The organism is Rhizobium sp. NLR10b (genome assembly GCF_019685435.1).
Classification (GTDB): domain Bacteria; phylum Pseudomonadota; class Alphaproteobacteria; order Rhizobiales; family Rhizobiaceae; genus Rhizobium.
On sequence record NZ_JABDWV010000004.1, the window covers coordinates 134390 to 148558 of the forward strand.

14 protein-coding genes are annotated in these 14169 nt (G+C 62.5%); 9 read left to right on the forward strand and 5 right to left on the reverse strand.

The genetic code is table 11. The features are described 5' to 3' along the window. Positions 1-32 precede the first annotated feature (32 nt). The gene (gene ctaD, locus HJB91_RS07760) at positions 33-1733 is read right to left on the reverse strand and encodes a cytochrome c oxidase subunit I (protein WP_210628927.1); all 1701 of its coding nucleotides are present in this window, start codon (positions 1731-1733) and stop codon (positions 33-35) included. Positions 1734-1750: 17 nt separating this feature from the next. Continuing rightward, positions 1751-2635 carry a cytochrome c oxidase subunit II gene (gene coxB / locus HJB91_RS07765; RefSeq protein ID WP_210628928.1) on the reverse strand — a complete coding sequence of 295 codons (885 nt, stop codon included), beginning with the start codon at positions 2633-2635 and terminating at the stop codon, positions 1751-1753. A 315-nt stretch (positions 2636-2950) separates the two neighbouring features. Here coxB and HJB91_RS07770 point away from each other — a divergent pair, with 315 nt between their 5' ends. The 6 genes from HJB91_RS07770 (at position 2951) to HJB91_RS07795 (ending at position 8470) form a co-directional block, all read left to right on the forward strand. Further along, a complete protein-coding gene (locus HJB91_RS07770) occupies positions 2951-3607 on the forward strand; it encodes an invasion associated locus B family protein (RefSeq protein WP_210628929.1) in 657 nt (218 codons plus the stop codon). A 281-nt stretch (positions 3608-3888) separates the two neighbouring features. After that, the gene (locus HJB91_RS07775) at positions 3889-4530 is read left to right on the forward strand and encodes a peroxiredoxin-like family protein (protein ID WP_210628930.1); all 642 of its coding nucleotides are present in this window, start codon (positions 3889-3891) and stop codon (positions 4528-4530) included. A gap of 199 nt (positions 4531-4729) precedes the next feature. Beyond that, positions 4730-6145, forward strand: coding sequence for a metalloprotease TldD (tldD, locus tag HJB91_RS07780; protein WP_221146659.1), 1416 nt, complete (start codon positions 4730-4732; stop codon positions 6143-6145). Between the two features lie 14 nt (positions 6146-6159). After that, a complete protein-coding gene (locus HJB91_RS07785; RefSeq protein WP_210628932.1) occupies positions 6160-6651 on the forward strand; it encodes a GNAT family N-acetyltransferase in 492 nt (163 codons plus the stop codon). Between the two features lie 164 nt (positions 6652-6815). Continuing rightward, positions 6816-7457 (forward strand): DUF47 family protein, encoded by a 642-nt coding sequence (locus tag HJB91_RS07790; RefSeq protein ID WP_221146660.1) that lies wholly within the window; start codon positions 6816-6818, stop codon positions 7455-7457. Continuing rightward, positions 7457-8470 (forward strand): inorganic phosphate transporter, encoded by a 1014-nt coding sequence (locus tag HJB91_RS07795; protein WP_210628934.1) that lies wholly within the window; start codon positions 7457-7459, stop codon positions 8468-8470. The genes HJB91_RS07790 and HJB91_RS07795 overlap by 1 nt, the downstream gene beginning before the upstream one ends. Positions 8471-8486: 16 nt before the next feature. On the opposite strand, the gene HJB91_RS07800 is transcribed toward HJB91_RS07795, so the two are convergent. Next, entirely contained in the window at positions 8487-8792 is a 306-nt protein-coding gene (locus HJB91_RS07800) for a pyrophosphatase (protein WP_210628935.1), read from the reverse strand. Positions 8793-8873: 81 nt separating this feature from the next. Continuing rightward, on the reverse strand, positions 8874-10157 hold the full coding sequence (locus HJB91_RS07805; RefSeq protein ID WP_221146661.1) for a D-alanyl-D-alanine carboxypeptidase family protein: 1284 nt from the start codon (positions 10155-10157) through the stop codon (positions 8874-8876). 217 nt (positions 10158-10374) lie between these two features. On the opposite strand from HJB91_RS07805, the gene HJB91_RS07810 reads away from it, so the two are divergent. Continuing rightward, complete coding sequence (locus tag HJB91_RS07810) at positions 10375-11412, forward strand: polysaccharide deacetylase family protein (protein ID WP_221154263.1); 1038 nt, start codon at positions 10375-10377, stop codon at positions 11410-11412. 4 nt (positions 11413-11416) lie between these two features. On the opposite strand, the gene pdxH is transcribed toward HJB91_RS07810, so the two are convergent. Further along, positions 11417-12037, reverse strand: a complete 621-nt coding sequence (pdxH, locus tag HJB91_RS07815; RefSeq protein WP_221154265.1) for a pyridoxamine 5'-phosphate oxidase — start codon at positions 12035-12037, stop codon at positions 11417-11419. Between the two features lie 65 nt (positions 12038-12102). Between pdxH and HJB91_RS07820 the strand changes: the two genes are divergently transcribed. Together HJB91_RS07820 and HJB91_RS07825 are read left to right on the forward strand one after the other, a co-directional pair. After that, positions 12103-12561, forward strand: a complete 459-nt coding sequence (locus HJB91_RS07820) for an RT0821/Lpp0805 family surface protein (RefSeq protein WP_210628939.1) — start codon at positions 12103-12105, stop codon at positions 12559-12561. A gap of 319 nt (positions 12562-12880) precedes the next feature. Next, complete coding sequence (locus tag HJB91_RS07825) at positions 12881-14059, forward strand: DnaJ C-terminal domain-containing protein (protein ID WP_221154267.1); 1179 nt, start codon at positions 12881-12883, stop codon at positions 14057-14059. The last annotated feature ends 110 nt before the right edge of the window (positions 14060-14169 follow it).

Consider the following 14169-nt stretch of genomic DNA (forward strand, 5'->3'; position numbering starts at 1 on the left):
TTTCGAATGCGGCGTCCGGTTTTCCAAGCGCTTTACTTGATGCGCGGCAGCTGTTCCCACTGGTGATAGGGCGGCGGCGAAGGCAGCTGCCACTCCAGCGTCGTCGCACCCTCGCCCCACGGATTCTCGCCGGCGATGCGCTTCTTGGCGAAGGCCTCGAAGACCGAGAAGAGGAAGATCAGCACGCCGAAGGCCGAGATGTAGGAGCCGATCGAGGAAACATAGTTCCAGCCGGCAAAGGCATCCGGATAATCGATGTAGCGGCGCGGCATGCCGGCGAGACCGAGGAAGTGCTGCGGGAAGAACACCAGGTTGACGCCGATGAACATGACCCAGAAATGCAGCTTGCCGACGAACTCGTTGTACATGTAGCCGGTCATCTTCGGGAACCAGTAATACCAGCCGGCAAAGATCGCGAAGACGGCGCCGAGCGACAGAACGTAGTGGAAGTGAGCCACGACGTAATAGGTGTCATGCAGCGAGCGGTCGAGACCGGCATTGGCAAGCTGGACGCCGGTGACGCCGCCGACCGTGAACAGGAAGATGAAGCCGATCGCCCAGATCATCGGCGTGCGGAACGAGATCGAGCCGCCCCACATCGTCGCGATCCAGGAGAAGATCTTCACGCCTGTCGGAACGGCGATGACCATCGTGGCGAAGACGAAGTAACGCTGCGCATCGAGCGACAGACCGACCGTGTACATGTGGTGGGCCCAGACGACGAAGCCGACGGCGCCGATCGCAACCATTGCGTAGGCCATGCCGAGATAGCCGAAGATCGGCTTCTTCGAGAAGGTCGAGATGATGTGGCTGATCATGCCGAAGCCCGGCAGGATGAGGATGTAGACCTCGGGGTGACCGAAGAACCAGAACAGGTGCTGGTAGAGGATCGGGTCGCCGCCGCCTTCCGGAGAGAAGAAGGAGGTGCCGAAGTTGCGGTCAGTCAGCAGCATGGTGATGCCGCCTGCCAGAACTGGCAGCGACAGCAAGAGCAGGAAGGCGGTGATCAGCACCGACCAGGCGAAGAGCGGCATCTTGTGCAGCGTCATGCCGGGGGCGCGCATGTTGAGGATCGTGGTGATGAAGTTGATCGCACCGAGGATCGACGAGGCGCCGGCAATGTGCAGCGCGAAGATCGCCAGATCGACCGCCGGTCCCGGCGTGCCGCTCGTTGCCAGCGGCGGATACATAGTCCAGCCGCCGCCCGTACCGTAAGCGCCTGCCGGGCCTTCGACGAACATCGACAGCAAGAGCAGCGCGAAGGCCGGGACGATCAGCCAGAAGGAGATGTTGTTCAGCCGCGGGAAGGCCATGTCGGGCGCGCCGATCATGATCGGCACCATCCAGTTGGCAAAACCGCCGATCATCGCCGGCATGACCATGAAGAAGATCATGATCAGCGCGTGCGCCGTCGTGAACATGTTAAACATCTGCTTGGCGCCGTCGATCGCGGCATCGCCTTCATAGCCGTAGACCATCGAGGCCAGGCCGTGGAAGATCTGGATGCCCGGCTCCTGCAGCTCCATGCGCATGGCCACCGACAGCGCGCCGCCGATGATGCCGGCGATGATCGCGAAGATCAGGTAGAGCGTGCCGATGTCCTTGTGGTTGGTCGAGAACAGCCAGCGATTGACAAAGCTCGGCTTGTGCCCGTGATCATGGTGATCGTGATCATCATGCGCATGGTCGTGGTGGGCGTGAGAATGATCGTCGTGAGCGGAAGGTCCAGCCATTGTCCCGATCCCCTTAATTACTGTGCTTCGGCAACGTCGACGGTCTTTGCGGGACCATCGGTTGCGGCCATGAGTGTCTTGTAGGCGCCGGGCAGGTCGCTGGCGGCCGCGGTCAGCCACTGCTTGTACTTGTCCTCGGAGACGACGCGGATGGCGATCGGCATGAACGCATGGTCCTTGCCGCAGAGCTCGGAACACTGGCCATAAAACAGGCCTTCGCGCTCGGCCCTGAACCAGGTCTCGTTCAGGCGGCCCGGTACGGCGTCGATCTTGATGCCGAAGGACGGCATGGCGAAAGCGTGGATGACGTCGGTGGGTGCCGCGGTCACGAGAACGCGCACCGTCTTGTTGACCGGCAGCACCAGTTCGTTGTCGACGGCGAGCAGTCTCGGATAGACCGACTTGTCTTCCTTGCCGGCGGCCGCGCGATCCTGATCCTTCAAGAGGTAGGAATCGAAGGCGAGCGGGCTGTCGCCCGAACCTTCATATTCATAATTCCATTGCCACTGGGTGGCGGTCGCCTTGATCGTCACGTCAGGATTTTCGGGCAGCGTCAGCTGCGCCGTCAGAAGATTGAACGAGGGAATGGCGAGGAAGAGCAGCACCAGGACCGGCCCCACGGTCCAGATGACCTCGATCAGCGTATTGTGGCTCGTGCGCGACGGAACCGGATTGGCGCTGGCGCGGAACTTGAAGCAGACGACGATGAGCAGGATCAGAACGAAGAGCGTGATCGGAACGATAAACCACAGGGTATATTGTTCGAACCAATGAATTTCCCGCATAATCGGCGTCGCCGCCGGCTGCAGCGTCGCCTGCCACGGCGTCGGCTGGTCGGCATATGTGCCGGAAGCAAAAAGCAGACAGACCAGCGCGGTCAGAGCTGCATAAGCCTTCTTCATCACCTTATTATCTCCCTCGAGCGCTTGACCTGCTAAATCGAACGCAGAATCCTTGCCATCTTCAGCGCTTCAAACCACAGTTTGGCATTTGCCGCAACAGGCAGGAGCAATTGTCTATGCGGCATTTTTGCTTAAAGCACAGGCAGGCCGAACGGCAAAACATCCCAAGTTTTTCATCAGCATATGAAAAATGCCATTTCCGGCCGATCCGACCACCGCACATTATTTGACAGAGGTCCAATTTCTGCCGCAGTCCCCCGGTTTTCACGGGGTGGGGCTTTTCATTTCCGGTGGGCAGCTTCAACAATAGCCGCAATGATTCGATATCCAGAGGTTTCCATGGGTTTCCGTTCCCTCGCGCGGTCGCTTCTCGTGACTGCCAGCATCGCGGCCGCAGCGACGACGCCCGTCTTCGCACAGCAACCCGCCCCTTCCCCCGCCCAACCCACCACACCGGCACCGGCCGCCCCTGCCCCGGCGCAGCAGCCCCCGGCTGCCAACCCGAATATCCAGGTAACGCCCGGCCAGACGCAGCCGCAGGCGCCCGGCACCGTGAAATCCAACCACGGCGCATGGTCGGTTGTTTGCGACAAGCCGGCCGGTGCGGCGACGGAACAATGCGCGCTGATGCAGAACGTCATCGCCGAGGACCGGCCGGAGGTCGGGCTTTCCGTCGTCGTCTTGAAGACGGCCGACCGCAAATCGAAGATCCTGCGCGTGCTGGCGCCGCTCGGCGTGCTCCTGCCGAACGGTCTCGGACTGAATGTCGACGGCAAGGATATCGGCCGCGCCTACTTCGTCCGCTGCTTCGCCGACGGCTGTTATGCCGAAGTCGTGCTCGAGGACGAACTGCTCAAGACCTTCCGCAGCGGCGCCCAGGCCACCTTCATCGTCTTCCAGACGCCGGAAGAAGGGATCGGCATCCCTGTTGATCTCAAGGGTTTCGCCGAAGGTTTTGACGCGCTGCCTTGAGGGCGGCTGCGGCCTGTCGCGGGTCCGCCCCTCATCCGCTCAATCCAGCTTCACTTCCGCCAGCGGCCCGCTCTGGTGAAAGGCTGAATTTTGAGAAAACGGACTTTTCCGGTCACGATACGCCGTTTACCGCTTGCCCGCGGGCCAATGTGGGACCATTCTTGGATCGGATCCTGGCGGTGCGGTAAGACAAGAGGTCGGGCCTCGCAACGCTCAGTCTCGACCTCGAAACACTTAACGTGGCGCCTTTTCTCGACTGATCCCGAGCGAGGAGGTTGTCCATGTCCACGCGCTATGTCGACCATCCGCTAAAACCGGGCGACCGGGTGCCGAACGTTGTGTTTGATGCAGTCTCGCGCGAAGGGAAGATCGCGCTTGATGATTTTCGCGGCCGCAGCCCATTGTTGATCGGTTTGTTTCGAGGCCTGCATTGTCCCTTCTGCCGGCGCCATGTCGCGGCCATGGCATATCTCAACCCGATGCTGCGCGAGAAAGGCGTCCAATCGCTGGCAGTGGTAAACACCCCGGTCGAACGCGCGCGGCTGTATTTCCGTTACCATCCGATCCCCGGTATTCTTGCGGCTTCCGACCCGATACGGGCTTCGCACCGAGCCTTCGGCTTACGCGAGGTCGGGATCGACACGGTCATGGCGATACGCATCGATCTGCCGGGCGAATTGCCAGAGCCTATGGGCGTGATGGCGATGGACGATTTTCTCAACAAGAAGGAAGGATATCAAATTACGGAAGCCGATCAGCAGATGATGACCGCCGACCATGGGCAGCTTGTCGGTCAGTTCCTGATCGACCGCGAGGGCATCGTCCGCTGGAGCTTCACTGAAGTTCTGGAGGCCGGGCTGCAAACGTTCAAGGCTCCGAATTCCCGGGAATTGATGTCGGCAGCTTCGCAAGTCGCACATTGACGACAAAAAATCGCTCGACGCCCCGACGGGTGGTCAGCGTCGTCTACTCCGCGCAGAGCGATCAACCGTTTGCATCGCTTCGAGACGCGTCCCACCTCCCGAGACAAAGAATATTCGCCGCGAGGGCTTCACTCCTTGTTATATGGAGCCCTATCTAGGGGATAAGTGCATTCCCGAACATGCCCATTGGAGCCAGACCATGACCACCGATCTCCTGACGCTTTTCGATGCCGACGAAGCCACGATGCGCGGCCTTGTCGCCGAGGCGCTCGCCGGCGCCGATGACGGCGAACTGTTCATCGAGCATGCGCAGGCCGAAGCGCTGACCTTCGACAATGGCCGGCTGAAGGGCGGCAGTTTCAACACCGAACAGGGTTTCGGGCTTCGCGCCGTTGCCGGCGAAGCGGTGGGTTATGCCCATGCCGGCGATCTCTCGGTGGCGGCGCTGAAGCGGGCGGCCGATGCGGTCGGCGCGGTGACGCGCGGCTATTCCGGCACCTACGCCGCCGCTCCCCAGGGCACCAACAAGAAATTCTACGGCGACCAGAACCCGATCGGCCAGCCGAGCTTCGAGGAGAAGGTCAAGGTCCTGCAGGACATCGACGCCTATCTCAGAGGCAAGGACGACAAGGTCCGGCAGGTCACCGCCTCGGTCGCCGCGAGCTGGCAGGTGGTCGACATCCTGCGCGCCGACGGCCACCGCGTGCGCGACATAAGACCGATGACCCGCATCAACATTTCCGTCGTGGTCGGTGAAGGCGAGCGGCAGGAGAGCGGTTCCTACGGCAGCGGCGGGCGCATCGGCTTCGGCGATTTCATTGCCGAGGGCAGCTGGCAGTACGGCGCCGACGAGGCGCTGCGCCAGGCGCTCGTCAATCTGGAAGCGATCGACGCGCCCGCCGGCACGATGGATGTCGTTCTCGGCTCCGGCTGGCCGGGCGTCATGCTGCACGAGGCGGTCGGCCACGGGCTGGAAGGGGATTTCAACCGCAAGAAGACCTCGGCCTTTTCAGGGCTTCTCGGCCAGATCGTTGCCGCGCCCGGCGTCACCGTCGTCGACGACGGCACGATCGACAACCGCCGCGGCTCGATCACCATCGACGACGAGGGTACACCGTCGGGCTACAACGTGCTGATCGAGAACGGCAAGCTCGTCGGCTATATGCAGGACCGGCAGAACGCCCGGCTGATGGGCATGGCGCCCACCGGCAACGGCCGCCGCCAGGGCTATGCCCACGTGCCGATGCCGCGCATGACCAACACCTATATGCTCGGCGGCGACAAGACTCCGGAAGAAATCATCGCCTCGGTGAAGAAGGGCGTCTATGCCGTCTCCTTTGGCGGCGGCCAGGTCGACATCACCTCCGGCAAATTCGTCTTCGGTTGCACCGAGGCCTATCTGATCGAAAACGGCAAGATCGGCGCGCCGATCAAGGGGGCGATGCTGATCGGCAACGGCCCGGATGCGATGAAGCGGGTGTCGATGATCGGCAACGACATGAAGCTCGATACCGGCATCGGCAATTGCGGCAAGGCCGGCCAATGGGTTCCGGTCGGCGTCGGCCAGCCGCATCTGCGCATGGATCAGGTCACCGTCGGCGGCACCCAGGCCTGAGGCGGGAGGATCTGATGGGAGAGATCGAAATCAGAGCCTTTGCCGAAGGCGATGCCGATGACGTGCTGTCGGTGATCCTGCCGATCCAGCGCGAGGAGTTCGGCATCGATATCACTGCCGATGCGCAGCCCGATCTCCGGGTCATCCCGGATTTCTACCAGTCCGGCAAAGGTCAGTTCTGGGTCGCCGTCAAGGACGGCGCCATCGTCGGCACCCTTGGGCTGAAGGACATCGGCAACAATCAGGCGGCGCTGCGCAAGATGTTCGTCGCCGCCGAGGTGCGCGGCCGCGAGCACGGCGTGGCGGCGCGGCTTCTCGAGCGCCTGTTTGACCACGCCAGAGATGCCGGCCTCACCGACATCTTCCTCGGCACGACGGACAAGTTCGTCGCCGCCCAGCGCTTCTACGAAAAGAACGGCTTTACCGAAATTGCCAAGAGCGCCCTGCCCCGCTCCTTCCCGCTGATGGCGGTGGACAGCAAGTTTTACCGGTACAAGGTCGGCTGACCGCCGATGGCGGAAAGGGTTCAGCTGCCGGCAACGGCCATGTCCCTGCCGCGGCACAACTGTCATAAATCTGTCACAAACCGAAATTCGGCCCTATCTCTTCAACGGGATAGGGTTTAGGACGGCTCGTCGTTCATAGCGCAGACCAGGATTGCGAGGTGTTCATGCTGGGTTGGTTTCGAAAGTTGATGCCGCGCGAAGACCGGTTCTTCGTCCTTTTCGAACAACATTCCAGAACGATCGTCGACGCCGCACAGGCTCTGGACAGGTTGCTGTCGGGAATAGAGATCGAGCATCAATGCGAAACGATCGTGCGGTTGGAAGATCAGGCCGACGATATAACGCGCGAAGTCATGCTGGCCGTCCGGCGGAGTTTCATCACACCTTTCGATCGTGGCGACATCAAGGATCTCATCCAATCCATGGATGATGCGATCGACATGATGCACAAAACCGTCAAAACCATCCGGCTCTTCGAGCAGACCAGCTTCGATCCACGGATGCAGGAAATGGGCAAGACCGTTGTGGAAGCTGCCAATCTCATTGCCGAGGCCATTCCCTTGCTTGATCGCATCAGCGCCAATGCGCCGCGGCTTTCTGCCATCGTCGAGCAGGTCACGCAGGTGGAAGGGCGCTCCGACGAGTTGCACGAGCAGGGGCTCAAGGATCTGTTTCGCCGGCACGGCGCCGGCAATGCGATGGCCTATATGATCGGCAGCGAGATCTACGGCGAGCTGGAGAAGGTGGTCGACCGTTTCGAGGACGTCGCCAACGAGATCAGCGGCATCGTGATCGAGAATGTCTGATGGAAGCCGCCCTCGCTCTTCCGCTTCTTGTCGGCCTGATCGGCGTCGCACTGCTGTTCGATTTTCTCAATGGCCTGCATGATGCGGCCAACTCGATCGCGACAATCGTCTCGACACGGGTCCTGAGGCCGCAATATGCGGTCTTCTGGGCGGCATTCTTCAATTTCATCGCCTTCCTGTTCTTCGGCCTGCATGTGGCCGAGACGCTCGGGACCGGCATCATCGACCCGGCGATCGTCACGCCGCAGGTGATTTTCGCGGCCCTGATCGGCGCCATCGTCTGGAATGTCGTGACCTGGGTCTTCGGCATTCCCTCCAGTTCATCCCATGCTCTGGTCGGCGGGCTGGTCGGTGCGGGCCTTGCCAAAACGGGGTTGAGCTCGATCGTCTGGAGCGGTCTTCTCAAGACCGTCTCCGCCATCGTCATGTCGCCGATGATCGGTTTTCTCCTGGCACTGTTCCTCATCCTGGCGGTGACCTGGACCTTCATCCGGCAGACGCCTTTTGCCGTCGACCGATCCTTCCGTTTCCTGCAATTCGTGTCGGCGTCGCTCTATTCGCTCGGCCACGGCGGCAATGACGCCCAGAAGACCATGGGCATCATTGCCGTGCTTCTCTATTCGCAGGGTTACCTCGGCGGCAGCTTCCACGTGCCGCTCTGGGTGGTGATCTCATGCCAGGCAGCGATGGCGCTCGGCACCTTGTTCGGCGGCTGGCGCATCGTCCATACGATGGGCTCGAAGATCACCAGGCTCAATCCGATGCAGGGATTCTGCGCCGAAACGGGCGGCGCCTTGACGCTGTTCGGCGCCACCTGGCTCGGTATCCCCGTCTCGACCACCCATACCATTACCGGCGCCATCATCGGCGTCGGCGCCGCCCGGCGCGTGTCCGCCGTCAGGTGGGGGCTAGCCGGCAACATCGTCATCGCATGGATCATCACCCTGCCGGCAGCGGCAATGATTTCGGCAGTTTCGTTCTGGCTGGTGACCGGCTTGAGCAAAATCTTCTGATGTCGCTCCCGATTTCTTACCAGCTCGGCTGAAACCGCCACTTCCGTTCGATCGCGGCGGCGAGGTCGATGTCGTTACGGCGAGCAAACAGCATGAGGTGACCAAGCAGGTCGGCCGTCTCGTCGGCGAGCTCGCGCCTGATGTCCTCAGGGGAGCGGCCCTTGGCACGGCCGCGGCCGGTCAGGCGGTTCCATGCCTGGGTCAGTTCACCCATCTCCTCCTGCAGCTTCAACAGAAACCAGTCGGCGTCGCGCTCGATGCCGCTCTCGGCGACATGGGCGGAGGAAGCGGCTTCGAACTGGTCGGCAAGACGGCGCAGCATCAATGTTCTCCTTTTGTTTATGGAGGAGACGCTGATTCCCGCTGCTTGTCCAGAGCGCACTGCCTCAGTGGGGCGTTGCGATCAGCCGCGGTCCGGGAGCAGCATGCAGTCATAGGAGCGCTGCTTCAGCGCATCGCAGGCTGAGGCGGCGTCCTCCCTGCTGGCGAAGCCGACGAAGCGGGCGCGATAGATCCTGTTGGCCCCCTGCCCGACCGCTTCGGTATAGGGCGAGGCGGAAACGAGCGGCGCGCCGCCTTCCGACTGCGCCTGGGCAAGAAGCGCCCGCGCCGCATCGGCGCTCGGGGCGGCCGAGATCTGGATCTGCCAGTCGCCGTCGGCCTTTTTCGCCGCGGTCTTCGATGTCTTGCCGGCGTTCAGGATTTCGTCCATCGCGACCGGGCGCTCCAGCGGCACGACGGCGTCATCGGCATAGGCCAGGCTCTTTGCCGCGAGATCGTCGGCCGGACGCGGCGCGTTCGCCGGCACCGGAACGTCGGAAGAATCGGCGGCGGAAGCCACTTCGACCGGCTCCCTGGCGCCGACGCTCGCCACCAGCCTTGCGCCGCCTGACGACGAAGCGCGGCCGAGGTAGCGGTCGAGCAGCGCTTCCATCCTGGCGTCGCGGCTGCGGGCGGTGCGGCCGCCGAGCACCACGCCGACGACGCGGCGGTTGCCGTCTCTGACGGCGCTGACGAGGTTGAAGCCGGAGGCGTTGGTATAACCGGTCTTGATGCCGTCCATGCCCTGGTAGCGGTACATGAGATTGTTGTGGCCGCGCACGGTCTTGCCGCGGAAACTGAAGCTTGCCATCGAGAACAGGCGGTATTCGTTGGGGTAATTCTTCATCAGCGCCACGGCGAGCGTCGACATGTCGCGCGCCGTCGTCACCTGGCGGCTGTTCGGCAGGCCCGATGCGTTGACGAAGACGGTCCGGCTCATGCCGAGCTGGCGGGCCTTGGCCGTCATCATCCGGGCAAAGCCGCTCTCCGAGCCGCCGAGCGTCTCGCCGATCGCGGCAGCGGCGTCATTGGCGGATTTGACGATCATGCCGTAGACCGCCTCGCGCACCGTGATGGTGCCGCCCGCCTTGACGCCGAGCTTGGTCGGCGGCCGCGCGGCAGCGTATCTCGACATTTTGATCGGCGTATCCCAGGCGATCTTGCCGCGTTTCAGCGCCTCGAAGGTGAGATAGAGCGTCATCATCTTCGTCAGCGAGGCCGGATGGTTGAGCGTGTCGGCGTTTTCGGACGCCAGTACCTTGCCGGTGCGGGCATCAAGGATCAGCGAGGCGCTGCCGGCAAGAGCCGCAAGCGGCGCCGAAACGGCAAGCGTCACGGTCAAAACAGCCGCCAAAAGCTTTCTCATGGAGTTCCCCCTGATGCGCTGGCTCTCGATCGGGCCGGCCATGTCTCGCAATGTGACAGAAGCCGCAAGTTTGGCGCGACTTTGCGGCAACGCCTACCATTTTTCTAGTCTTTTCATCGTCTTGGTTAACAGAAAACGAAAGAAGCTGTGCGAAACCGGGATTCAGCAAGGCTTAAGCTGCGGTTGCTAGGTTGCCGCAAAAGGCAATGGGCGGCGCATGGCGGGGCAATTGAAGCGACTGGCAAAACGGGCAGCGATCGGCGCCGGGCTCGAGGCGTCCTTTCTGATCGCCGCGGCCGGCCTGATGCGGCAGGCGCGCGGGCGCGGGGTGATCTTCACGCTGCATCATGTTCGCCCGCACGCAGCCCAGGCCTTTGCCCCGAACGCGCATCTCGAAATCACCCCGCATTTTCTCGATGCGGCGCTCAGGCGGCTGACACGCGACGGCTATCGCTTCGTGCCGCTTAACGAGCTGCCGGCGCTGTTGGCAGAGCCGGAGGGCGGCAGACCGTTTGCGGCTTTTACGCTCGACGACGGCTACGCCAACAACATGGAGCATGCGCTGCCGGTGTTCGAGCGGCATCGGGCGCCTTTCACGGTGTTCGTCACCAAGGGTTTTGCCGAAGGTTCCCATAGCATCTGGTGGGAAACGCTCGCCGTCCTGTTGCGCCAGGCAAAGGACATCCGCTTCGATTTCGGCCGCGGCAGCGAGCGGCTGGCGCTCGCCGGCCCGCGGCAGCAATGGGATGCCTTCGACCGCTTCACCTGGTATATCCACAGCTTCGACGAGGCCCGCGCCGTCGCCGCGATCGACACGCTGGCGCGGGAAAACGGCATCGAGCCGACCGATATCGTGCGCGACCTGGTGATGGGGCCGGCGCAATTGCAGCAGCTTGCCCGACATCCGCTTGCAGCGCTCGGCGCCCACACGATCAGCCATCGCGCCCTTGCCCGCCTGCCGGAGGCCGAAGCGCGAATCGAGATGGAAGTTTCGGCTGATTACGTCGAGGCCTTGACCGGCATCCGTCCCGCCACGATCGCCTATCCCTACGGCACGCCGGAGGCGGCAAGCGCCCGCGAGGCAGCGCTTGTCCGCCGGCTGGGCTTTTCGGTCGCCGTCACGACGCAGCCGGGGCTGCCGGCGGCGGGCAAGCCCGGCTATCTTCCGCGCATGTCGCTGAACGGTTTCTACCAGAAGCAGCGCTATATCTCGGCGCTTGCCTCCGGCATTCCGCTGAAAATCATGGGCCGCTAGCGGCTCACGGATACATCCGCACCTTTTCCCAAGCCCCGACTGGGGACGGGCGGCGAAATTCGATGCGGTCATGCAGGCGGAACTGCTGATCCTTCCAGAATTCGATCGACGTCGGCCGGATGCGGAAGCCCGACCAATAGGGAGGCCGGGGTATCTCGCCAATCGCGTAGCGGGCGGTGTATTCCGCCACCGCCTTCTCCAGCGCGAATCGGCTTTCGAGCGGACGCGATTGTTTGGAGGCCCAGGCGCCGATGCGGCTGCCGCGCGCCCGCGTCTTGAAATAGGCATCGGCCTCGGCGTCGCTCACGATCTCGACAGGCCCGCGCAACCGCACCTGCCGGCGCAGGCTTTTCCAGTGGAAACACATGGCGGCCTTCTTCTGCCCCAAGATTTCGCGACCTTTCTGGCTCTCGAAATTGGTGTAGAAGACGAAACCGTCATCGTCGAATCCCTTCAGGAGAACTATGCGGACATTGGGAAGACCATCTTCGTCGACCGTTGCCAGCGCCACGGCATTGGGATCGTTCGGTTCTGAGGCCTCCGCTTCCTTCAGCCATTCGGCAAAGAGCTTGAAGGGCTCGCCACTTTCGGTAAAGTCACCGCTTGTTAACTCGTTTGCCGACATATTGGTTCAAATGCCCCGGATTATTCAAAACTCGCCCAGCTTTTGATAACTGGACAGGACGCAGGGTGGAAGTCATAGCAAAGTCATATCGCCATACAAAGGGCCTGCGGCAACGCAGCAGCGCCTTCCTGGTTGTCGGCGCCGCAATGCTGTCGCTTTCCGGCTGCCTTGCGGGCGGGATGGATTTCTTGAGCGAGGCCAAGGTCGACCGGTCGGTGGCCACCGGCACCGTGCCGCAGACGCCGCCGAGCACCGACACGCTCTCGGACGAGATGACAGTGCGCAATGCCGTGACTTCGGCCGATGTGCATAAGCTTGAAGGCCAGCCGCTTCCCTGGGCGAATGCATCGACCGGCAGCGCCGGTGTCATCGATACGATCGTCGAAAACAACGAATCGGGCCAGGTCTGCCGGCAGTTCCGCACGACACGGCATTCCTATGTCGGAATCGCCAAATTCTACGGCAAGACCTGCCTCGTCGGCGGCGGCAATTGGCAGCTGCTGAGCTTTCAGCCGGAAAGTTAATTCCGGCGGGAAAGTTGATCCGGGAAAACCTGATCGCGCCCGAAATTTGATCTGCCGGAACCGATCCGGCGCGCGACAGGTTAACGGCCACCGGTTTTCCGCCGAATGCTTAGCAAAGAGCTAACCATTTACGGCAAAACACTCCCTATCCCTCCACAGAAATAAGAAGTGATTAGCAACTCGGCCGCACGATCGGTGTCGAGAGTGGCTCTCCCTGCCTTTGGGCGGTGGTGCCTCAGATGTTGATATTGGACTTCGATATTGGGCGGGGATGCCGGGCAAGGACAGGCGCCCGCATCGCAACACCGGCGGTTTTGACATGCGCGATCCTTACAAAATTCTGGGCGTCAAGCGCGACGCGGCGGCAGACGAGATCAAGGCGGCCTGGCGCAACTTGGCCAAAGCAGCCCATCCCGATCACAATCAGGACGATCCGACGGCGACGGCCCGGTTCGCCGAGATCGGCCGCGCCTATGAAACGCTGCGGGATCCGCGCAAGCGCAGCCTGTTCGACAATGCCGTGCGGATGGCGGAAGCCAGGAGACAGGAACAGACGATCATGCAGCAGCGCCAGGCCGCGCGTGAGGCGGCGGCTCGCGCCAAGGCGGCGCAGGCCAATGCCGAGCGGGTGATGGAAGAACTTGCCCGGGCTGCCCAGAAGGCCGCGGCCGACGGTCAGAGACAGCAGGCCGGCGCCAGCGAAGGCGCCGAGGAGATGGTGGAGCGCATTTTCGGCGCGCAAGCGCGCGCTGCGGCGGGGGGCCAGGCGCAAGGCCGCGCCCAGCAGCCCCAGAACCAGCAGCCCCATAATCAGCAGACGCAGGGCCAGGGCCAGTCCGAAGAGGGCAGACGTGCGGATGGCGAGACCACCGAAGCCAGCGAGGAACTCGGCGAAACGCCAACTAGTGCCGGCGCCAACCTGCCGCTGCCGCTCAGCATTCTGACATCACTGGTGCGCCGCTTCACCGGCGCCAAGGATGCGGGCCTCGAGAAAGCGCCCGACGAGGTGACGACGGCGACGGTGACGATCGACGACGTGCTGAAGAGCGGCTGGATCACCGCGTCGCTGCCGGAAGGCCGCGAAATCGGCTTCGCGCTGCCGGCCGGCACCACGGATGGTCACGAGATCAGGCTCAAGGGACAGGGCTTCAAGCTGCCGGGCATGCAGCGCGGCGATGCCGTCGTCAATATCCGCATCGCCCCCGACCCGCGCTTCACCGTCGATGGTTTCGACCTGCACGCCGTGCTCCCGATCAGCATCGAAAATGCCGTGCTCGGCACCGAGGCACGCATCGACGGCCCGGCCGGGCCGTTGAACATCACCGTTCCCGCATGGTCGGGCTCGGACAAGACGATCGCGATTACCGGCCAGGGATTGCCGCGGGAGGACGGCAGCAGAGGCGATCTCGTCGTCGAATTGCGCATCATCCTGTGGGAAAAACCCGACGACAAGATCACCGATCTGATGCGGAGCATGCGCGAAGGCCTGTTCCTGTGAAATTTTTATGACATTCGCACCCTTTGTTACGATCCCTAACAGTTGATGATCCAGGCCAAGCTTGAACCGATTAACGGCCTATGCCATAGGCAGGATCGATCAGAATCCTA

Bases quoted from the DNA above. Each gene is read 5' to 3' on its own strand.
- ctaD (WP_210628927.1), bottom strand. From the start codon at position 1,733: ATGGCTGGACCTTCCGCTCACGACGATCATTCTCACGCCCACCACGAC.
- coxB (WP_210628928.1), bottom strand. From the start codon at position 2,635: ATGAAGAAGGCTTATGCAGCTCTGACCGCGCTGGTCTGTCTGCTTTTT.
- HJB91_RS07770 (WP_210628929.1), top strand. From the start codon at position 2,951: ATGATTCGATATCCAGAGGTTTCCATGGGTTTCCGTTCCCTCGCGCGG.
- HJB91_RS07775 (WP_210628930.1), top strand. From the start codon at position 3,889: ATGTCCACGCGCTATGTCGACCATCCGCTAAAACCGGGCGACCGGGTG.
- tldD (WP_221146659.1), top strand. From the start codon at position 4,730: ATGACCACCGATCTCCTGACGCTTTTCGATGCCGACGAAGCCACGATG.
- HJB91_RS07785 (WP_210628932.1), top strand. From the start codon at position 6,160: ATGGGAGAGATCGAAATCAGAGCCTTTGCCGAAGGCGATGCCGATGAC.
- HJB91_RS07790 (WP_221146660.1), top strand. From the start codon at position 6,816: ATGCTGGGTTGGTTTCGAAAGTTGATGCCGCGCGAAGACCGGTTCTTC.
- HJB91_RS07795 (WP_210628934.1), top strand. From the start codon at position 7,457: ATGGAAGCCGCCCTCGCTCTTCCGCTTCTTGTCGGCCTGATCGGCGTC.
- HJB91_RS07800 (WP_210628935.1), bottom strand. From the start codon at position 8,792: ATGCTGCGCCGTCTTGCCGACCAGTTCGAAGCCGCTTCCTCCGCCCAT.
- HJB91_RS07805 (WP_221146661.1), bottom strand. From the start codon at position 10,157: ATGAGAAAGCTTTTGGCGGCTGTTTTGACCGTGACGCTTGCCGTTTCG.
- HJB91_RS07810 (WP_221154263.1), top strand. From the start codon at position 10,375: ATGGCGGGGCAATTGAAGCGACTGGCAAAACGGGCAGCGATCGGCGCC.
- pdxH (WP_221154265.1), bottom strand. From the start codon at position 12,037: ATGTCGGCAAACGAGTTAACAAGCGGTGACTTTACCGAAAGTGGCGAG.
- HJB91_RS07825 (WP_221154267.1), top strand. From the start codon at position 12,881: ATGCGCGATCCTTACAAAATTCTGGGCGTCAAGCGCGACGCGGCGGCA.